We start from the raw sequence: 19,007 nt of genomic DNA on the forward strand, positions 1-19,007 counted from the left end.
TGGTGCGCGGCCCTGTGGAGGGCCGCTCTTGCATCGTGGGCGCGGCGAGGGGAAGGGGTCAAGGATGAAGTGTGGTCACCTCGTCGGCCGGGCCTGCCCTGCCAGGACGGGGTCCTGCGTCGAGGAAGTCGCGGTATCGCACCACGGCCACCAGGAAGACGAGCACCGCGATCATCTCGAGGGTCTCCTCTCCGAGGACCGCGAGCTGTCCGACGAACGTCGCCCGGTCGAAGCCCTGGTCCTCGAGCAGTCCCGCGATCGCCTCGAAACCGACGGCGCCGGCCACGTAGAGGACCCCGGCCAGGGCCATGGGACGCAGGAACTGCCGGGGGAGCCGCCACAGGAGGGGGACCACGATCGCCGCCACGACGAGGGCGAGGGGACCGTAGAACGCGATCCAGCCGTTGAAGGGCAGGTCGGCGATGCTCCGGAAGTGCTCCTCGAGCGACGTCCCGAGGTGCTCGTGGAAGCTCGTCATCTCGTCGATCGACAGGTAGAGGAGCACGAACGCGATGAGTCCCCACGCCCAGCGGCGTCCCCGGTCCGGCTCGGCGTGCAGCAGGTCGCCGGTCACGAGGCCGGTCGACGCCAGCAGGATCACCGTGAACCAGGTGGGGACGTTCACCTCCTCGTCCATGCTGAAGTAGTGGACGAGCGGCTCGATCACCCCGCCGTGGAGGTCGGCTCCCTTCTCGAGGAAGTTCGCGAGGAGGTGCAGGACCGCCAGCACGGCGATCGCCAGCGCGAGGCGACGGACGAGAACTCTGACAGGCACGGTGACACGCAGCATGAGTGCTCCATCGACGACCCAGGCGAGCTCAGGCTCGGCTCGGAGACACTAGCAGCGACCGGACGTGACCACCACCACACCCGTCGCGCGTATCCATACCGCTCGGTCGGTGAGATAGTTGTCGCATCATGTTTCTCGACCTGAGCGCTCCCACGCGCACCCCCAGCACCGGACGGCACGGCTCGACGAGCGCCGCCCGCTGTTGTCGCTGTCTCTGAGCAGCCGCTGACAGGCGGCGTCCGTCGCGGGACCACCCCGACGTGACGGCCCCTCTCGCACAGGTCTGATCCTTCCCCCGCCTTCCGGCAGTCGCCTCCCCCTGCCTGCCGCGCCCTCGCGCGGCGCGCTGCGGCGACGCCCGACGGCCCCCTCGGCCCCCGGTCTCGTGGCTTCGTCCACGCCGTCGGACTGCCGACGCTCCACGATCCCCCTCGCCACACCGTCCGTCGGCCTACCGGTCGCGTCCGGGGTGGTCCCCGTGCAGCCCCGCTGCACCTCCTGGAACGGAAGAACCCCCATGAGAACCCTCAAGGCAGCCGCCGCGGTCCTGGCGACGACCCTCCTGCTCGCCGCGTGCGGCTCGGGCGGGTCCGGCGGTGCGAGCAGCAGCGCCGCGGCGAGCGCGGACGCCGAGATCGTCATCGGCTCGACCAACGAGCCCACCGGACTGGTCCGCAACGTCGGCGGCAGCTCGGGCGTCTCGCAGACCATGACGCGCAACGTCTTCGAGGGTCTGACCTCGGTCGACGTCGACGGCCAGGTGGTCCCGACCCTCGCGAAGGACTGGGACGTGTCCGAGGACGGTCTGGTCTACACGTTCCACCTGCAGCCCGACGTGCACTTCCACGACGGCTCGGACCTCACGGCGCAGGACGTCGTCTGGAGCATCTCGCAGACCATCGCGCCCGAGTCCAAGAGCGCGCGCAAGAACGACCTGTCGGTCATCTCGTCGATCACCGCGCCCGACGACGCCACGGTCCAGCTCGACCTGTCGCGCCGCAGCCAGTCGCTGCCGTTCTACCTCGCGTCCGTGACGGTCGTGCAGGACGGCGACACCGAGCTCACGAGCGAGAACGGCACGGGCCCGTACCGGTTCGTCGAGTGGACGCAGGGTGACCACCTGACGATCGAGCGCAACGACGACTACTGGGGCGAGCCCGCGAAGAACTCGGGCGTCACGTTCCGCTTCTTCAAGGACACGACCGCGCTCAACAACGCGCTCCTGACCGGTGACCTCGACCTGGTCATCGCGGAGGACTCCCCGGACCAGCTCGTGCAGTTCGAGGGGAACGACGCGTTCACGATCACGGAGGGCACGTCGACGACCAAGCAGATCTGGGCCTTCAACGACCGCGTCGCGCCGTTCGACGACGTCCGCGTCCGCCAGGCGCTGTACAAGGCGATCGACCGCGAGAAGGTGCTCGACGCGGTGTGGGACGGCTACGGCCAGGTCATCGGCTCGATGGTCCCCCCGACCGACCCGTGGTTCGTCGACCAGGCCGACGTGCACGCGTACGACCCGCAGGCCGCGAAGGACCTCCTCGCGCAGGCCGGCGTGAGCGACCTGACGATCGCGGTCGACTACGTCGCGGGAGACCCGTCCGAGACCATCGCCCAGCTCCTCCAGTCGGACCTCCAGGCCGTGGGCGTCACGCTCACGCTCAACCCGATCGACGACGCGACCTGGTACCAGAAGATCTACACGGACCACGACTTCCAGACCACGCTCATGGGCCACGTGAACCCGCGCGACGTCGTCTGGTACGCCAACCCGGACTTCTACTGGGGCTACGACAACAAGGACGTCCAGCAGTGGGTCGCGGACGCCGACCAGGCGGCCACGACCGAGGAGCAGACGGCCCTGCTGACCCAGGTCAACGAGACGATCGGGCAGGAGGCGGCGAGCGCCTGGCTGTACCTCGACCCGCAGATCCGGGTCGCTCGCGCCGAGATCACGGGCTTCCCGGTGAACCAGGTGACGGAGAGCTTCTACGTCGCCGACATCGTGCGGGAAGGCTGACCGAGTACCCATGTCCCGCTACCTCCTGACGCGCGTCGGCACGCTGCTGCTGTCGCTGGTCCTCGCGAGCGTCGTGGTCTTCGCCGTCCTCCGGTTCCTGCCGGGGGACAGCGCGGGCACGTCGCTCGGCGTGGGCACGACGAGCGACCAGCTCGAGCAGCTGCGTGCCGACCTCGGCACCGACCAGCCCCTGTGGACGCAGTACGGGCAGTGGGTCGCGGGACTGTTCTCGGGGAGCGCGGGCACGTCGTTCGTCTCGCGCCTCCCGGTGGGCGAGCTGATCGCGAGCAAGCTGCCGATCACGCTGCCCCTGAGCCTCGCGGCCTTCGTGGTCTCGGTGCTCGTGTCGGTGCCGCTCGGGGTCGTCGCGGCGGTCCGTCGTCGCGGCGTCGTGGGGGTCACGGTCTCGGCCGTGTCGCAGCTGGGCGTCGCGGTGCCGGTCTTCTGGGTCGGCGTGATCCTGGTGTGGATCTTCGCGCTCGAGGCGGGGGTCCTGCCGCCCGGCGGGTTCCCCCGCCAGGGCTGGGAGGACCCCGCGGCGGCCGTCAGGTCGCTGGTCCTGCCCGTGGCGACCGTGGCCATCGCCATGTCGTCGGTCATGGTCCGGTACGTGCGGTCGGCGACTCTCGACGTGCTGGACCAGGACTACGTCCGCACGGCTCGCTCGCTCGGCTACGGCCGGTGGCACGCCCTCGCGCGGCACGGGCTGCGCAACGGCGCGGTCCCGGTCGTCGCGATCCTCGGGATCGAGCTCGCGACGTCGTTGCTGGGGGCCGTGGTCGTGGAGAACGTCTTCGCGCTCCCGGGCCTCGGCACGCTGCTGGTCTCGTCGGTCGAGGGCCGTGACCTGCCGGTCGTGCAGGCGCTCGTCCTGGGGCTGACGGCCCTGGTCCTCGTCACGAACTTCCTGGTCGACCTCGCCCAGCGCGGCATCGACCCCCGGCTGCGCGCCGGCTCGGCCCTCGGAGGCGCACGATGAGCATCAACCTGGGCGGGGAGATCCCCGGGGCCGCTGCGGGCCGCATCGAGGTCGAGGAGTCGCTCGCGCCGCACGTCTCGGGCGGTGCGGGGGACGCCCCGCGCGCCCGACGGCGGAGCGTCAGCCCGTCGTTCGTCGCAGGTCTGGTCATGGTCGGGCTGGTCGCGCTCGTCGGTGTCGTCGCGATCTTCTGGACGCCCTACGACGTGGGCGCGGGCGCGGCCGGCACGGGCGGGCGCCTCGAGGGGCCGAGCGCGCAGTTCTGGGCGGGCACCGACCGGCTGGGGCGCGACCTGCTGAGCCAGCTCATGGGCGGGGCGACGGTCGCGATGACCGTGGCGATCGCCTCGGTCGTCATCGCGGGCGTGCTGGGCATCACGATCGGCGTGGTCGCGGCGGCGACCACGCGGTGGGCCGACGTCGCGCTGCTCAACGTGATCGACCTGATGATCGCCTTCCCGACCCTGCTGCTGGCCATGCTCATCGTGACGGTCCGAGGTGCGTCCCTGACCTCGGCGATCGTCGCGATCGGCATCTCGGGGGCCGCGGTGATCGCGCGCGTCACGCGGGTCAACGCCGCGCGGGTGCTGCGCGAGGACTACGTGACGGCCGCGACGGCGTCGGGCACGGGCTGGTGGGGGACCATCCTGCGCCACGTCCTGCCCAACGTGGCCCCCACCCTGCTGGTCCAGCTCATGCTGCTCGCGGGCGGGGCGATCCTCGCCGAGGCGTCGCTGTCCTACCTGGGGCTCGGCTCGCCGTCGGCCCTGTCCTGGGGGCGGCTGCTCAGCGCCGCCCAGAAGTCCGTCGCGGTCCAGCCGCTCGGGGCGATCCTGCCCGGGCTGCTCATCGCGTGGACCGTGCTCGGCCTGAACCTCCTGGGCGACGGCATCCGTGAACGGACCGACCCGAGCCTGCGAGGCGACCGATGACGCGCACGACCCCTCCCACGCCGAGCACCGCCGGCCCCACGACGAGTCACACCGGGCTCGAGGTGCGGGACCTGACGGTGGCGACGTCGTCGGGCCGGGTGCTGCTCGACCGCGTGAGCTGGCGCGTCGCGCCCGGCGAGCGCCTGGGCGTGATCGGCGAGTCCGGCTCGGGCAAGTCCCTCACCGCGGCCGCGATCCTCGGTCTGCTGCCCGACGGCATGGCCGCGACCGGGCAGGTCCTGCTCGACGGGACCGACCTGCTGCCCCTCGGTGAGAAGGCCCTGCGCCGCGTGCGCGGGGCCCGCATCGCGATGGTCTTCCAGGAGCCCCTCACGGCGCTCGACCCGCTCATGACGATCGGGCGGCAGATCGCCGGGCCGCTGCGTCTGCACCGCAAGGTCTCGCGTGCGCGGGCCGCCGAGCTCGCCGCCGAGCTGTGCCGCCTGGTGCGCCTCGACGACACCGAGCGCATCCTCGGTTCCTACCCCTGGCAGCTCTCGGGCGGGCAGCGCCAGCGCGCCTGCCTCGCCATGGCCCTCGCGTGCGAGCCCGACGTCCTGATCGCCGACGAGCCCACCACGGCCCTCGACGTGACCGTCCAGGCCGAGATCCTCGCCCTGCTCGACGACCTGATCGAGCGCACCGGGACGGCCCTGGTCTTCGTGTCGCACGACCTGCCCGTGGTCGCCCGCGTCACGCGCGACCTCGTGGTCATGCGGCACGGGAAGGTCGTCGAGGCCACGAGCGTCGCGCGCGCCCTCGAGGCGCCCGAGGACCCCTACACGCGCTCGCTGCTCACCGCGGCGCGCGCCGTGACCCACCTGCCCACCCTGGAGGACCGATGAGCGACCAGCCCACGAGCGGCGACCGGCCGGTAGGCGACGCCGCGCCTCTCGTCGCGCTCGACCGCGTGCGGCGCGAGTTCGGCGGGTCGCGCCGCACACCCCCGACGACGGCGCTCGCGGGCGTCGACCTCACGGTCCGGGCCGGGCGCAGCGTGGGGATCGTGGGCGAGTCGGGAGCCGGGAAGTCGACCCTCCTGCGGCTGCTGCTCGGGCTCGACAGCCCGACGAGCGGCACCATCGCCTACCGTGGCGCACCCCTGGACCGCCGGGACCGTGCGCTCATGCGGCGGTACCGGCGCGAGGTCCAGGTCGTCCTCCAGGACCCTCGCACGTCGCTCGACCCGCGCATGACGGTCGCCCGGATCGTCGCCGAGCCGCTGCGCTCGCTCCGGATCGGTGGCGACGTGTCGGCGCGCGTCGACGAGGTGCTGGGGTGGGTGGGCCTCGACCCCGACGCCCGGACCAAGTACCCGGCCCAGTTCTCGGGCGGCCAGCGTCAGCGCATCGCGATCGCCCGGGCCCTCGCGCCCTCGCCGTCGGTCCTGGTGGGCGACGAGCCCGTGAGCGCGCTCGACGTGTCGGTCCGCGAGCAGGTCATGGACCTGCTGCGCGGGCTCCAGCGCGACCTGGGGCTCACGCTCGTCCTGGTCAGCCACGACATGGCGATCGTCGGGCAGCTGTGCGAGGAGACCGTGGTGCTGCGCGGGGGAGAGGTCGTCGAGGCCGGCCCCACGCGCGAGGTGCTGACCCGGCCGGCCGCTGCGTACACGCGTGAGCTGCTCGCGGCGGTGCCGACGCTGCCCTGAGGGGCGTGCCGCCGTCGGGCACGGCGACGCAGCGGGATCCCGTCGACGGAGAGGGTTCTCGTCGAGACAGAGGCCTGCGGACCCCTGTCTCGACGAGACCCCTCTCTCGTGGCGCCTGAACTGCGCTGCCCGACAACCCGCAACCTTCTTGCATGTCCGGAAAGGGAGACACGTCCCTGGGGTCTGTGTAATCTTTCAGCAAGAACCCGCAATTCTCTGCAATGGTGACAGGCGCGGGTTCGGCCGGCGGTCAGGCCGGTCCAGGGGGACAGGGGGAGCGGTAACGCCCCGGCACCGACGCCGGGGCGCGGACGGGCAGCCACGCACCGACGCGGGGCTGTGCGCAGCACCGAACGGAGAACGCAGCAATGATGCTCAGCCGAACAACCAGACCGGTCCGCAGGAACTCACGGCACAGACTCCTCGCCGGGCTCACGGCGCTCGCCGTGCTCACCTCGGGCCTCGTCGCCGGGGCGGTACCCGCCTCGGCCAAGGCCCCGACGCCCTCGCCCGTGGTCGCGTCGGAGAACGGTCGAGGGAACGTCGTCCTCAACATGTTCCAGTGGACGTGGGACGCGGTCGCCGCCGAGTGCACCAGCACGATCGGACCGGCCGGCTTCGGATACGTCCAGGTCTCCCCGCCCCAGGAGCACATCCAGGGCACCGCGTGGTGGACCTCCTACCAGCCCGTGAGCTACAAGATCGAGTCCAAGCTCGGCAACCGCGCCGAGTTCCAGAACATGGTCAACACCTGCAGGACCGCAGGCGTGGGCATCGTGGTGGACGCGGTCGTCAACCACACGGCGGGCGCCGACACCGGCTCGGGCACGGGCACGGGAGGGACCAGCTACTCGGTCGACAGCTTCCCCGGGGTCCCGTACGGCGCGAACGACTTCAACGACTGCCGCGCCAACATCACCAACTACGGCGACCGGTACAACGTCCAGAACTGTCGCCTCGTCTCGCTCCAGGACCTGCGCACCAGCTCCGACTACGTGCGCGGCAAGATCGCGGGCTACATGAACGACCTGCTCGGCCTGGGCGTCGCGGGCTTCCGCATCGATGCGGCCAAGCACATCCCGGCCGCCGACCTCGAGGCCATCAAGGCCAGGCTCACCAACCCGAACGTCTACTGGGTCCACGAGGTCATCGGGGCCGCGGGCGAGCCCATCCAGCCGTCCGAGTACCTGGGCAGCGGGGACTCGCACGAGTTCAACTACGCACGAGACCTCAAGAGCAGGTTCGACGGGAGCATCAAGGACCTGCGCTACATCGCCGACAACAAGCTCGCTTCCGATCGTGCGGGGGTCTTCGTCGACAACCACGACACCGAGCGCAACGGCGAGACCATGAACTACAAGTGGGGCGCCAAGTACAAGCTCGCCAACGCGTTCATGCTCTCGTGGCCCTACGGCTCACCCTCGGTCTACACGGGCTACACGTGGACCGACAAGGACGCGGGCGCGCCCGGTGCCACCAACAGCTCGGTCCCCGACGCGAGCTGCTCCAGCAGCGCCTGGACCTGCACGCAGCGCTGGACCGAGATCGCGGGCATGGTCGGCTTCCACAACACGGTCGAGGGCACGTCCGTGACGAACTGGTGGGACGACGGCAACAACAACATCGCCTACGGCCGCGGTGACAAGGGGTACGTGGCGATCAACAACACCGGTTCGGCCGTGACGCGCACCTACCAGACGTCGCTGCCCGCGAACACCTACTGCGACGTCGTGGCGAGCAAGGACTGCTCCACGACGTACACCGTGAGCTCCTCGGGGACGTTCACCGCGACGGTGCCCGCGTACGGGGCGCTCGCGCTGCACGTCGGGAAGACCGGCGGCACGCCGTGCACGGTCGACTGCCCGACCACCTCCGCCACCACCGTCTACTACTCGACCTCGAAGGGGTGGAGCGCGTACAAGGTCCACTACAGGATCGGTGCGGGCGCCTGGACCACGGCTCCCGGCGTCGACATGACCGCAGCCTGCACGGGCTGGGTCTCGCGCGAGATCCCCGCGAACGGGGCCACCGTCACGGCCGCGTTCACCAACGGCTCGGGTACGTGGGACAACAACGGCGGCAAGGACTTCAGCCTCACGGGCCGGCACGTCCAGGTCTCGGGCGGCGTCGTGACCGCGGGTGACCCGTGCGCAGGGACCGGGGGCGGCGGGCCCGGTGAGACCGAGGGCGACGCGAGCTTCTCGGTCAACGCCACCACGGTCCTGGGGCAGAGCGTCTACGTCGTGGGCAGCATCACGGCCCTCGGGTCGTGGGCACCCGCCTCGGCCAAGCCGCTCTCGGCCGCGAGCTACCCCGTCTGGAAGCTCACGCTCGACCTGCCCGCCGGGACGACCTTCGAGTACAAGTACGTCAAGAAGGACGGCGCGGGCAACGTGGTCTGGGAGAGCGGTGCCAACCGCACCGCGACGGTCGGGGCGAACGGGGCCGTGACCTTGAACGACACCTGGAAGTAGCCGCAGCAGGCAGTCCGGAGGGTCCCCGTCCGGGGGCCCTCCGGTCCGTCGTCCCTACGATGGGCGCATGACCACGAGCGAGCCCTCCAGCCCCGTCGACCCCCTGCGCGAGTCCGTCGCCGTCATGGACCGCCTGTACTCGCCCGGCGGGTGTCCGTGGGACCGCGAGCAGACGCACGAGACCCTGGTCCGCTACCTCCTCGAGGAGGCGCACGAGCTCGCCGAGGCCATCGAGACGGGCGACCGCGCGGGCATGCGCGAGGAGCTGGGCGACCTGCTGCTCCAGGTCCTGTTCCACGCGCGCATCGCGAGCGAGGACCCGGTCGACCCGTTCACGGTCGACGACGTCGCGGCCGACCTGGTCGCCAAGCTCGTCAGGCGGCACCCGCACGTGTTCGCGGACACCGCGGTCGCGACGGGCGACGGCCACGCGGCCCTGTACGCCCAGTGGGACCAGATCAAGCAGCAGGAGAAGCAGCGCGAGTCGGTCCTGGAGGGGATCCCGCTCGCGCAGGGTGCGCTGGCCCGCGCGCAGAAGGTCCTGTCCCGCGCGGAGCGCGCCGGGGTCGGGGCGGTGACCTCGGGTTCCGGCCCGACGACGGAGCCCCCGTCGGTCCCGACCCTCGCCCCGGGCGAGGCGCGGCCGGGGAGGGGAGCGGCGCCGTCGGGCACGGTGGGCGGCGCAGCCGCGGGCGACCAGGACGAGAACCGCACCGGGCCCGAGGACGCGACCGAGCGGGCGTACGGGCGCGAGCTGCTCGACGTGGTGCGCCGCGCGCAGGCCGACGGCGTGGACGCCGAGACGGCGCTGCGGGGCGCCCTGCGCGAGGTCGAGCGGGCGATCGTCGCGACCGAGACGGGCGCGAGCGCGCCTCGAGGGTGACGCACGCCGGTGCTCCGGCGGGCGTGGACGGTCGACATGCGGGCGATCGTGTCCACGTGCCGACGGCGGGAGCACTATGTGTTCCCGACCACTAGGCTGGGTTGCGACAACCCCGGACGCGCCCGACCGCCATCGTCGCCTGCCCTGCGCTCCGGACCTGGAAGCAGCCTGAAGGAGCAACCGTGGCAAGCATCGAAGCCGTTGGAGCACGCGAGATTCTCGACTCGCGCGGAAACCCCACCGTCGAGGTCGAGGTCGTTCTCGACGACGGTACCTTTGCGCGCGCAGGCGTCCCCTCGGGTGCCTCGACCGGCGCCTTCGAGGCCGTCGAGCGCCGTGACGGCGACAAGTCCCGCTACCTGGGCAAGGGCGTCGAGAACGCGGTCAACGCGGTCATCGACGAGATCGCCCCCGAGCTGATCGGCTACGAGGCAGAGGACCAGCGCCTCATCGACCAGGCGCTGATCGACCTCGACGGCACCCCGAACAAGGGCAAGCTCGGCGCGAACGCCATCCTCGGCGTCTCGCTGGCCGTCGCGAAGGCCGCAGCCAAGAGCTCGGGCCTGGACCTCTACCGCTACGTCGGTGGCCCCAACGCCCACGTCCTGCCCGTCCCCATGATGAACATCCTCAACGGTGGGTCGCACGCCGACTCCAACGTCGACATCCAGGAGTTCATGGTCGCCCCGATCGGCGCCACGTCCTTCCGTGAGGCGCTGCGCACCGGTGCAGAGGTCTACCACTCCCTGAAGTCCGTGCTCAAGAGCAAGGGCCTCGCGACGGGCCTCGGCGACGAGGGCGGCTTCGCCCCCAACCTGCCGAGCAACCGCGACGCGCTGGACCTGATCCTCGTCGCGATCGAGCAGGCCGGCTTCAAGCCGGGCGTCGACGTGGGCCTCGCGCTCGACGTCGCCGCGACCGAGTTCTTCAAGGACGGCGCGTACCAGTTCGAGGGCAAGGCGACGAGCTCGGACGAGATCATCGCGTACTACAAGCAGCTCGTGGCGGACTACCCGCTGGTCTCGATCGAGGACCCGCTGTCCGAGGACGAGTGGAGCGCCTGGTCGCAGCTCGTCGCCGAGGTCGGCGACAAGGTCCAGATCGTCGGCGACGACCTGTTCGTCACCAACCCGGAGCGCCTCGCCAAGGGCATCGAGCTCAAGTCGGCGAACTCGCTGCTCGTCAAGCTCAACCAGATCGGCACGCTCTCGGAGACCCTCGACGCCGTCGAGCTCGCGCAGCGCAACGGCTTCACCGCGATGGTCTCGCACCGTTCGGGCGAGACCGAGGACACGACGATCGCCGACCTGTCCGTCGCGACCAACGCCGGCCAGATCAAGACCGGTGCCCCCGCCCGTGGCGAGCGCATCAACAAGTACAACCAGCTCCTGCGCATCGAGGAGGCCCTGGACGACGCGGCACGCTACGCCGGCGCCTCGGCGTTCCCGCGCTGGAAGGCGTGAGCTGACGCTCACCTGCTAGCCGCGGTCTGATCGCGGTCGGCAACCGGACGCCCGGTGGTTCCTCGGAACCGCCGGGCGTCCGTGCGTCCGGGGCCCTGCACGCCCCCACGAGAGCCTGCCGCGACGTGTCGGGGCGGCGCGGGTTGTGAACGCTTGGTGTGGATCCGACCACGTTGCCCGGCACGCCGCGGACCCTGCGGCGGGCGGGGACCGCGGGACGGCACAATCGGCACCATGCCCTCGAACCGCCGCCCGTCCGCCCCTGGCGCCTCGGCGCGCCCGGGCGGCCGTGGCGCGGGGGGATCGCGCGGGGACGGACGTTCGTCGTCGGGCCGCGCCCGCAGCGCAGGCTCCAGCCCGACGACGTCGCGCGCCGACGCGGGGACGTCCGGCCCGGCGTCGGGCAAGCCGGGGGCGGCGGGCACCGCGAAGCCGACGAAGGCTGCGTCGCCGGGGAAGTCCGCGAAGTCCCCGGGCACGAAGCCGGCCGGCTCGGCGTCCGCTGCGGCGAAGGGCTCGGCGAAGAGCTCCACGAAGAAGCCCCCGGCCCCGGGCGGGGCGGCCGCCCGCTCCGGGGCGGCGAAGGCCTCCACCACCCGGACCCCTCGTGCTCGCGGTGCAGCCGGGGGCCGCGCCCCCGCGCTCGCCGACCGTCGCCGGAGCAGGTACGGCCTGCTGCTCCCCGAGGTCGTGACGGTCCGCGCCCTGGTGATGTCCGTCGTCGTGCTCCTGGCCGTGATCCTCCTGCTGCCCACCGTGCGCGCCTACGTCAACCAGACGGGCGAGCTCCGCGCGCTGCGGGCCGACGTGGCCGAGGCGCAGGCGACGCGCGACGAGCTCGAGGTCGAGCTCGGCCGGTGGGACGACCAGGCCTACGTGATCGCGCAGGCGCGCGACCGGCTCAGCTACGTCATGCCGGGCGAGCGGGCGTGGCGGGTCGTCGACCCGGACACGGTCGTCGACGACCTGGACCCGGAGACGGGGCAGGTCGTGACCGACGGACCGGTCGACGTCGCGGGGCACGCCGGGGCGCCCTGGTACACCTCGCTGTGGCGCTCGGTCCAGCTCGCGGGAGAGCAGCCGGAGCCTGCGACGGTCGACCCCGCGGGCAGCGTGCAGCCCCCGCCGCCCGCGACCGACACCCCGACCGATCCCGCGACGCCCACGGGCTGACCCGGCGGATTGCAGAACCACCCGGGGGAGCGGGGACAATGGGAGGGCGCCGGTACCCGGCGCCGGACCAGCACCGCACGCCGCAGAACGGAACCTCTCGTGAACGACTCGCACCCCGCAGCCTCCGACCTGGGCGACGTCCCGGTCCCGGGGAACCCCTCGAGCAAGTCCACGGCCGCTACCGACGGCACCGACGCCGTGCCCGTCGTCCCCCAGGCCGACCGGTCCCGCCCCGAGGTGACCCCGGAGGACCTCGAGGTCCTGCAGGAGCAGCTCGGGCGCCCGGCGCGCGGCGTCGTCGGCATCGCGGCGCGCTGCGTGTGCGGCCGCCCGCTCGTGGTGCACACCGCCCCGCGCCTGCCCGACGGCACGCCCTTCCCCACGACCTACTACCTGACGAGCCCGGGAGCGGTCGCAGGAGCCTCGACGCTCGAGGCGAACAGTGTGATGAAGGAGATGTCGGAGCGCCTCACGCAGGACGAGGAGCTCGCGGCGGCCTACGCGCGCGCGCACGAGCACTACCTCGCGGCGCGCGAGTCGCTCGGCCACGTCGAGGAGATCGCGGGCATCTCCGCAGGTGGCATGCCCGTGCGCGTCAAGTGCCTGCACGTGCTCGTGGGCCACGCGCTCGCTGCCGGCCCCGGGGTGAACCCGCTCGGCGACGAGGCGCTCGTCATGATCTCCGGCTCGTGGCGCGCGGACCGCTGCACCTGCTGACCTCCTGAGCCGGTCCACGGGCGGGCCGAGCGCCCGTCGGCAGCGCGAGGGATGGCACCCTTGATGCCATGACTTCTTCTCGTGTCGCCGCGATCGACTGCGGCACCAACTCGATCCGCCTCCTCGTCGCCGACGTCGACTCCACGACAGGCGTCCTGACCGAGCTCGACCGCCGCATGGAGGTCGTGCGGCTCGGTCAGGGCGTCGACCGCACGGGACGCCTGGCTCCCGAGGCGCTGGCCCGCACGCTCGACCAGGCGGCCGAGTACGCGGCCGTGATCGAGGAGCTCGGGGCGACGCGCACGCGCTTCGTGGCGACGTCGGCCACGCGCGACGCGGAGAACCGCGGCGAGTTCGTCGAGGGCGTGCTCGCGCGCCTGGGCGTCGAGCCCGAGGTCGTGTCCGGGAACGAGGAGGCCGAGCTGTCGTTCCGCGGGGCGACCGGCGTGGTCGCGGCGCACCACGAGGGGCCGTTCGTGGTCGTGGACCTCGGAGGAGGGTCGACCGAGATCGTGCTCGGCACCGACGCGCCCGAGGCCGCGTGGTCCATGGACGTCGGGTGCGTGCGCCTGACCGAGCGCCACCTGCGCTCGGACCCGCCGACGGCCGAGGAGATCGCGGCGGCGCGGGCCGACGTGCGCGCCGCGCTCGACGTCGCGACGCAGACCGTCCCGCTGGGCAAGGCCGCGACGCTCGTAGGGCTCGCGGGCTCGGTGACGACCGTGACCGCGCACGCGCTGGGCCTCGAGCGCTACGACCGCGACCGGATCGACGGCGCGGTGCTGACGGTCGAGCAGACGCTGACCGCGTGCGAGGACCTGCTGGGGCGCACGCGCGCCGAGCGCGAGGCGCTGGGCTTCATGCACCCGGGTCGCATCGACGTGATCGGGGCGGGGGCGCTCGTGTGGGCAGAGGTCGTGCGCCGGGTCCGCGACGACGTCGCGGCCGCGGGCGGCGAGCTCACGTCGGTCGTGACGAGCGAGCACGACATCCTGGACGGGATCGCGCTCTCGATCGCGTGAGGTTCGCGGAGTCTCCCGCCGAGAAGTGAGTAGATGCCCCTGGATCGCGTGATCCAGGGGCATCTGCTCACTTCTCGGCACGACCCGAGACTGTGCGCGCCCGGAGCAGGGCCGCCACGCGTTCCGTCAGCCGGGCGGGGTGGCGGTAGACGTCGTCGGCCGTGACGATCACGGTCCTCCACCCGAGGTCCTCGAGCCACTGCCGCTTCGCGACGTCCCGGCGCCAGGTCCGCGCGTCGGTCCGGTGCACGTCCCCGTCGTACTCGATCGCGATCTTCTCCGCGAAGTAGGTCATGTCCGGGAGCGCGACGAAGCGTCCAGCCGGGTCCAGGACGGGAACGTTGACGGCCGGGCACGGCAGGCCTGCCCGTACGAGGACGAGCCGTGCCCTGGTCTCCATGGGCGAGTCGGTCCCTGGGCGGAGGTCGTCGAGGGCCGCCCGCATCCGCGCGACACCGCGCGCCCCGGCCGGCGTGGCGTGGACGGTCGCCTCCAGCGCGGCGCGGTCGGAGACAGGGTCCTTGCGACGCAGCAGCGAGTCACCGAGAACGACCAGCTCGTCGAGGGGCAGAGCCCCGGCGAGCTGGCGCCACGCTTGCTCCGCGGTCACGACCAGCAGTCCGTTCGTCCGGCGTACCGGCGGGTCGGCGTCGTGCGTGTGGATCACGTACCCGGCCCGCCGGGGGACGACGGCGCTGCTCGGGACGCTGACGTGCACGAGGTCGTCGCGGTCGACCCGCCAGGGAAGGTCGACGCCGTCCAGACGGAGCGCGCTGCCGTGGCTGATCGCCGAGCCGGGCGGCGCGCACCTCAGCAGCGCGCCGGCCCGGACGGTGAGGTCGCCCGCCCTGGCCGCGGCGACACGCAGGCCCCGGGTGGGGATCGCCAAGCCTGGATGGCGCAGCTCCTTGGTGGAGAGGCCGGCGGCTCGGCCCTCGGCCACCGTGAACGTTTCGTCGATGCGCATGCAGGCACTGTGGCGGGAACTGCGGGGTCGCGGTCGAGTTCCCAGGGGCTTCGGTGGACAGCGGTCGCGCGGGGCGGCCTGTGCACACGGATCGCCCCGCCGAGAAGTGAGTAGATGCCCCTGGATCGCGTGATCCAGGGGCATCTACTCACTTCTCGGCGAGCGCGTGCAATGAGGAGCGCGACACGCGGTAGTTCGCTCTGACAGGTAGTGCGGTTCGCGTAGTAGTGTCTGCCGCACAGGAGCCGGTCGAGCAGGGAGTCAGGGTGGACACCACACAGCTGTTGAAGGGCGTCCTCGACGCAGCGGTCCTCGCCGTCGTCGCGGACGAGGACGGGTACGGGTACGACGTCGTGCGTCGCCTGCGGGCCGCGGGGCTCGTCGAGGTGGGTGACGCCTCGGTCTACGGCACGCTGCGCCGCCTGTACTCGGGCGGGATGCTCACGAGCTACGTGGTCCCGTCCGACGAGGGCCCGCACCGCAAGTACTACGGCATCAACGCGCAGGGGCGGGCCATGCTCGACACCCAGCGCAAGGAGTGGCAGGAGTTCTCCGGCACGCTGACCGGCCTCCTCGGGACCTCGGAAGGAGCCGCGTGATGTCCACGACCATGAGCCCCGAGGCCGTGATCCTCGACCAGGTCCACCGCTACGCCGTAGACGTCCGCGCGCACCTCGCGGACCTGTCGCCCGAGCAGGTCGACGACCTGACCGACGGCCTCGAGGCGGACCTCGCGGAGGCGCTCGCCGACATGCCGGGTGCGTTGCGGCCCGCCCCTGTGGGGAGCGAGGTGCCCGACGGCGGAGCGACCTCGTTCCTCGACGTCACCGCACGCTTCGGTCCGGCCGCCGAGTACGCCGCCGAGCTCCGGTCTGCGGCCGGTCTGGATCCCGCAGCACCGGGGCCCCGCCCGCGGATCGGGGTGCGCGGACGCCTGCTCGTGCTCGGAGGGATCTTCGAGTCGGGGTGGAAGTCCCTGTGGGCTCCGGTGACGTCCACCTCGCAGTGGGCCGCGTTCTTGGAGTTCGCTGCGGTGCTCCGTCCCGTGTGGTGGGTGCTGCGGGCGTGGGTCGTCGTTCTCGTGCTCCATGCTTGGTTCGGCTTCTCGACCGGCTTCGCCCTGGTGCCGCGCGTGCCCTTCTGGCGCCTGCTCCTGCTGGTGGCGATCGTCGTGAGCGTGCAGTGGGGGAGGGGCCGGTGGCTGCGCTGGCGCGCGGTGGACACCCTGCGCAAGGTCGTGAACGTCGTCGCGGTCGTCGTGGCTGTGCCCCTCCTCCTGGGTGCGGCCTTCGGTGCGAGCAACGGGCTCACCGGCTGGGGCGGCTCTGACGATGGCGGGTCGTACTCCTACGGCTACGAGACCGGTTACGGGGCCGGCTACGAGGCGGCTCAGCGCGAGGGGACGAGCCAGGTCCGCACAGGGAGCGGGAACGGCGGCGTGTTCGTCGACGGCTCGCAGGTCAGCAACCTGTTCGTCTACGACGCGAGCGGACGAGCCCTCCAGGACGTGCAGATCTTCGACGACCAGGGGCGCCCCGTGCGGACCATCACGGGCGAGGGCACCACGCAGGCCTGGACCCTCCCGGACTTCGAGCAGGGCTGGTACTTCCAGCCGTCGTTCTCGACCGACGGTCGCGAGCGCTGGAACGTGTACCCCTTGCGCGGGCTGCCCGAGGACGCTGTCGAGTGGGACGGCTCCGAGCGGCCGGTGCCGCTCGAGGGCGAGCAGCCGCGGTCCATGCCGTCGCCCTTCCTGCAGGCGCAGCCGCTCCTGGTGCCCTCGACGGGCGGCAGCGGACAGGCGACCACCCCTGGCGCGTCGCCTGACGCTGCGCCCGACCCGTCGGCCCCCGACGCCCCGGCCTCGCCGGAGGCTCCGGCCGGCGGCGAGACCCCGGTCGACCAGTCGGTCGAGGGGACCACGACGCCGTCGGGCCGGGGGCCGGGCGCACCCTCCCCGGCCACCGCCCGACCGGTGCTCGAGGCCTCGACGGGAGCTGCGTCGTCGGGCGGCTGACCCCACGGTCCTCGACCTGAGGTTCGTCGGGCGACCCCGTCGGTCGCCCGACGAACCTCGATCTTCACCACCTCGCAACCCTCGCCAAAACGGCCGTACCGCCCCCAAACGACGCGCAACCCGGCCGCTTGTGAAGGTTGTCACGCCCACGGATCGGACAGAAGTTCACCAAGAAGTTGAAGACGGTAATACTCTGGTTTCATGCCTCAGAATGACCTGACCTCGGTCACCCCTGCCCAGAACGCGGACAGCGCTGCGTCGCCGCGTCCCCGCAAGGTCCCCCGCATCATCGTCCTGGGTGGCGGCTCTGTCGGTCTGTACTCGGCCCGCCGTCTCCGCAAGAAGCTCGGCAAGCGCGAGGCGGCCATCGTCGTCGTCGACCCGCGCCCGTACATGACGTACGCGCCCTTCCTGCCGGAGGCCGCCGCCGGGTCGATCGACGCGCGCGACGTCGTCGCGCCCCACCGCCGTGCGCTCAAGGGCGTCGACGTGCTCCAGGGCAAGGTCGTCGAGATCGACCACGCCGGGCGCAACATCACGATCCACCCGGAGGAGGGCGACGACTACTCGGTCTCCTACGACCACCTGATCGTCGGCCTCGGCTCGGTCTCGCGCACGCTGCCCATCCCGGGCCTCGCGGAGAACGCGATCGGCTTCAAGAACGTCGAAGAGGCCATCGCGGTCCGCAACCACGTCATCAACCGGATGGACGTCGCGTCGTCCACCTGGGACCAGGACATGCGCAAGCGCATGCTCACGTTCGCCTTCATCGGCGGCGGCTTCGCCGGCATGGAGGCGATCGCCGAGATCGAGGACATGGCGCGCTACGCGACCCGCAACTACCCGACGATCAATCCCGAGGACCTGCGCTTCGTGATGATCGAGGGCTCGGGACGCATCCTGCCCGAGGTCTCCGAGCCCATGGGCCTCTACGCGCTCGAAGAGCTCAAGAAGCGTGGCATCGAGTTCCACCTCAACACGTTCCTGTCGTCGTGCGTCGACGGTCACGTCGTCACCTCGACGGGCGTCGAGTTCGACACCGACACGATCGTGTGGACCGCGGGCGTCAAGGCGAACCCGGTCCTCAAGGAGAGCTCGGACCTGCCGGTCGACAAGCTCGGCCGCGTGATCGTGCTCCCGACGCTCCAGGTCGCGGACGAGGACGGCAACGTCATCCCCGACGCCTGGGCAGCGGGCGACTGCGCCGCCGTCCCGGACCTGCTGAACCCCGGCAAGTTCTGCCCGCCGAACGCTCAGCACGCGATCCGTGAGGCCACGCGCCTCGCCGACAACCTGGTCGCGGTGCTGCACAGCGACGAGCCGGTCGAGTACAAGCACAAGAGCGTCGGTACGGTCGCCTCGCTCGGCCTGTACAAGGGTGTCGCGGAGCTGTTCGGCATCTTCAAGCTCAAGGGCTTCCTGGCCTGGGCCATGCACCGCAGCTACCACGTGATGGCGATGCCCACGGGCAACCGCAAGATCCGCATCGCGATCGGCTGGATGGGCCAGTTCCTCATGGGCCGCGAGCTCGTCTCGCTCGGTTCGCTGCACGACCCGCGCGCGGAGTTCCGCCAGGCGTCCGTGCCGCCCAAGGCTGCGGGCGAGCCCGTCAAGCAGGAGGCCGTGTCGTCGGCCGCCGAGGCCGAGTCGGGCGGCGGCGAGGAGAAGTCCTCCGCGACTGCTCCCACCGAGGCTGCGGGCACCGAGGCGGACCACGGTCCCGCCAAGAAGGCGACCAAGAAGGCCGCGACCAAGGCCTGAGTCACCCCCGCACGTCAGTACGTCCAGAGGGCGGTCCCGGAAGGGGCCGCCCTCTCGGCGTTCCCGGGCCGGACCGGCTGATTCCCGGGGCGGCCTCGGCCGGGGCGCGTGCCCCACCCGTGTACCTGTGGCCGCGGGATCCCCTGCCGTGCGCGGCG

At 71.9% G+C, this 19,007-nt stretch carries 16 protein-coding genes; 14 read left to right on the forward strand and 2 right to left on the reverse strand.

Annotated elements, in window-relative coordinates:
* Nucleotides 1-58: 58 nt before the first annotated feature.
* Complete coding sequence (locus OERS_RS03040; protein ID WP_068624343.1) at nucleotides 59-790, reverse strand: hypothetical protein; 732 nt, start codon at nucleotides 788-790, stop codon at nucleotides 59-61.
* Between the two features lie 517 nt (nucleotides 791-1,307).
* On the opposite strand from OERS_RS03040, the gene OERS_RS03045 reads away from it, so the two are divergent.
* The 11 genes from OERS_RS03045 to OERS_RS03095 all read left to right on the forward strand — a co-directional run bounded on the left by OERS_RS03045 (nucleotide 1,308) and on the right by OERS_RS03095 (nucleotide 14,104).
* Nucleotides 1,308-2,810: an ABC transporter substrate-binding protein gene (locus OERS_RS03045; protein ID WP_068624345.1), complete on the forward strand. Its 1,503-nt coding sequence runs from the start codon at nucleotides 1,308-1,310 to the stop codon at nucleotides 2,808-2,810.
* 10 nt (nucleotides 2,811-2,820) lie between these two features.
* On the forward strand, nucleotides 2,821-3,789 hold the full coding sequence (locus tag OERS_RS03050) for an ABC transporter permease (RefSeq protein WP_056645730.1): 969 nt from the start codon (nucleotides 2,821-2,823) through the stop codon (nucleotides 3,787-3,789).
* Nucleotides 3,786-4,721 carry an ABC transporter permease gene (locus tag OERS_RS03055; protein ID WP_082608445.1) on the forward strand — a complete coding sequence of 312 codons (936 nt, stop codon included), beginning with the start codon at nucleotides 3,786-3,788 and terminating at the stop codon, nucleotides 4,719-4,721. Before OERS_RS03050 ends, OERS_RS03055 begins: the two co-directional genes overlap by 4 nt.
* Entirely contained in the window at nucleotides 4,718-5,566 is an 849-nt protein-coding gene (locus OERS_RS03060; RefSeq protein WP_068624347.1) for an ATP-binding cassette domain-containing protein, read from the forward strand. Before OERS_RS03055 ends, OERS_RS03060 begins: the two co-directional genes overlap by 4 nt.
* On the forward strand, nucleotides 5,563-6,372 hold the full coding sequence (locus tag OERS_RS03065; protein WP_068624349.1) for an ABC transporter ATP-binding protein: 810 nt from the start codon (nucleotides 5,563-5,565) through the stop codon (nucleotides 6,370-6,372). The genes OERS_RS03060 and OERS_RS03065 overlap by 4 nt, the downstream gene beginning before the upstream one ends.
* Nucleotides 6,373-6,740: 368 nt before the next feature.
* Complete coding sequence (locus OERS_RS03070) at nucleotides 6,741-8,846, forward strand: carbohydrate-binding module family 20 domain-containing protein (protein ID WP_248948311.1); 2,106 nt, start codon at nucleotides 6,741-6,743, stop codon at nucleotides 8,844-8,846.
* A 67-nt stretch (nucleotides 8,847-8,913) separates the two neighbouring features.
* Nucleotides 8,914-9,729, forward strand: a complete 816-nt coding sequence (locus OERS_RS03075; RefSeq protein ID WP_068624353.1) for a MazG family protein — start codon at nucleotides 8,914-8,916, stop codon at nucleotides 9,727-9,729.
* Nucleotides 9,730-9,911: 182 nt separating this feature from the next.
* Nucleotides 9,912-11,192: a phosphopyruvate hydratase gene (gene eno, locus OERS_RS03080; protein ID WP_068624355.1), complete on the forward strand. Its 1,281-nt coding sequence runs from the start codon at nucleotides 9,912-9,914 to the stop codon at nucleotides 11,190-11,192.
* Nucleotides 11,193-11,426: 234 nt separating this feature from the next.
* The gene (locus tag OERS_RS20975; protein ID WP_139107672.1) at nucleotides 11,427-12,365 is read left to right on the forward strand and encodes an FtsB family cell division protein; all 939 of its coding nucleotides are present in this window, start codon (nucleotides 11,427-11,429) and stop codon (nucleotides 12,363-12,365) included.
* Nucleotides 12,366-12,563: 198 nt separating this feature from the next.
* Nucleotides 12,564-13,082: a DUF501 domain-containing protein gene (locus tag OERS_RS03090; protein ID WP_068624424.1), complete on the forward strand. Its 519-nt coding sequence runs from the start codon at nucleotides 12,564-12,566 to the stop codon at nucleotides 13,080-13,082.
* A 68-nt stretch (nucleotides 13,083-13,150) separates the two neighbouring features.
* Nucleotides 13,151-14,104, forward strand: coding sequence for a Ppx/GppA phosphatase family protein (locus tag OERS_RS03095; protein ID WP_068624357.1), 954 nt, complete (start codon nucleotides 13,151-13,153; stop codon nucleotides 14,102-14,104).
* 67 nt (nucleotides 14,105-14,171) lie between these two features.
* Here the strand turns inward: OERS_RS03095 and OERS_RS20980 are convergent, their stop codons facing one another.
* Nucleotides 14,172-15,071 (reverse strand): endonuclease domain-containing protein, encoded by a 900-nt coding sequence (locus OERS_RS20980; protein WP_068624358.1) that lies wholly within the window; start codon nucleotides 15,069-15,071, stop codon nucleotides 14,172-14,174.
* Nucleotides 15,072-15,337: 266 nt separating this feature from the next.
* Here OERS_RS20980 and OERS_RS03105 point away from each other — a divergent pair, with 266 nt between their 5' ends.
* The 3 genes from OERS_RS03105 to OERS_RS03115 all read left to right on the forward strand — a co-directional run bounded on the left by OERS_RS03105 (nucleotide 15,338) and on the right by OERS_RS03115 (nucleotide 18,849).
* Complete coding sequence (locus OERS_RS03105) at nucleotides 15,338-15,670, forward strand: PadR family transcriptional regulator (RefSeq protein ID WP_056645746.1); 333 nt, start codon at nucleotides 15,338-15,340, stop codon at nucleotides 15,668-15,670.
* Nucleotides 15,670-17,088 (forward strand): hypothetical protein, encoded by a 1,419-nt coding sequence (locus OERS_RS03110; RefSeq protein WP_068624360.1) that lies wholly within the window; start codon nucleotides 15,670-15,672, stop codon nucleotides 17,086-17,088. Before OERS_RS03105 ends, OERS_RS03110 begins: the two co-directional genes overlap by 1 nt.
* Before the next feature lie 201 nt (nucleotides 17,089-17,289).
* Entirely contained in the window at nucleotides 17,290-18,849 is a 1,560-nt protein-coding gene (locus tag OERS_RS03115) for an NAD(P)/FAD-dependent oxidoreductase (protein ID WP_082848740.1), read from the forward strand.
* Nucleotides 18,850-19,007: the final 158 nt, after the last annotated feature.

This window comes from Oerskovia enterophila (genome assembly GCF_001692445.1).
Classification (GTDB): Bacteria; Actinomycetota; Actinomycetes; order Actinomycetales; family Cellulomonadaceae; genus Oerskovia; species Oerskovia enterophila.

Bases quoted from the DNA above. Each gene is read 5' to 3' on its own strand.
- OERS_RS03115 (WP_082848740.1), top strand. From the start codon at position 17,290: ATGCCTCAGAATGACCTGACCTCGGTCACCCCTGCCCAGAACGCGGAC.
- OERS_RS20980 (WP_068624358.1), bottom strand. From the start codon at position 15,071: ATGCGCATCGACGAAACGTTCACGGTGGCCGAGGGCCGAGCCGCCGGC.
- OERS_RS03050 (WP_056645730.1), top strand. From the start codon at position 2,821: ATGTCCCGCTACCTCCTGACGCGCGTCGGCACGCTGCTGCTGTCGCTG.
- OERS_RS03065 (WP_068624349.1), top strand. From the start codon at position 5,563: ATGAGCGACCAGCCCACGAGCGGCGACCGGCCGGTAGGCGACGCCGCG.
- OERS_RS03075 (WP_068624353.1), top strand. From the start codon at position 8,914: ATGACCACGAGCGAGCCCTCCAGCCCCGTCGACCCCCTGCGCGAGTCC.
- OERS_RS03055 (WP_082608445.1), top strand. From the start codon at position 3,786: ATGAGCATCAACCTGGGCGGGGAGATCCCCGGGGCCGCTGCGGGCCGC.
- OERS_RS03070 (WP_248948311.1), top strand. From the start codon at position 6,741: ATGATGCTCAGCCGAACAACCAGACCGGTCCGCAGGAACTCACGGCAC.
- OERS_RS03040 (WP_068624343.1), bottom strand. From the start codon at position 790: ATGCTGCGTGTCACCGTGCCTGTCAGAGTTCTCGTCCGTCGCCTCGCG.
- OERS_RS03045 (WP_068624345.1), top strand. From the start codon at position 1,308: ATGAGAACCCTCAAGGCAGCCGCCGCGGTCCTGGCGACGACCCTCCTG.
- OERS_RS03110 (WP_068624360.1), top strand. From the start codon at position 15,670: ATGTCCACGACCATGAGCCCCGAGGCCGTGATCCTCGACCAGGTCCAC.
- OERS_RS03060 (WP_068624347.1), top strand. From the start codon at position 4,718: ATGACGCGCACGACCCCTCCCACGCCGAGCACCGCCGGCCCCACGACG.
- OERS_RS20975 (WP_139107672.1), top strand. From the start codon at position 11,427: ATGCCCTCGAACCGCCGCCCGTCCGCCCCTGGCGCCTCGGCGCGCCCG.
- OERS_RS03095 (WP_068624357.1), top strand. From the start codon at position 13,151: ATGACTTCTTCTCGTGTCGCCGCGATCGACTGCGGCACCAACTCGATC.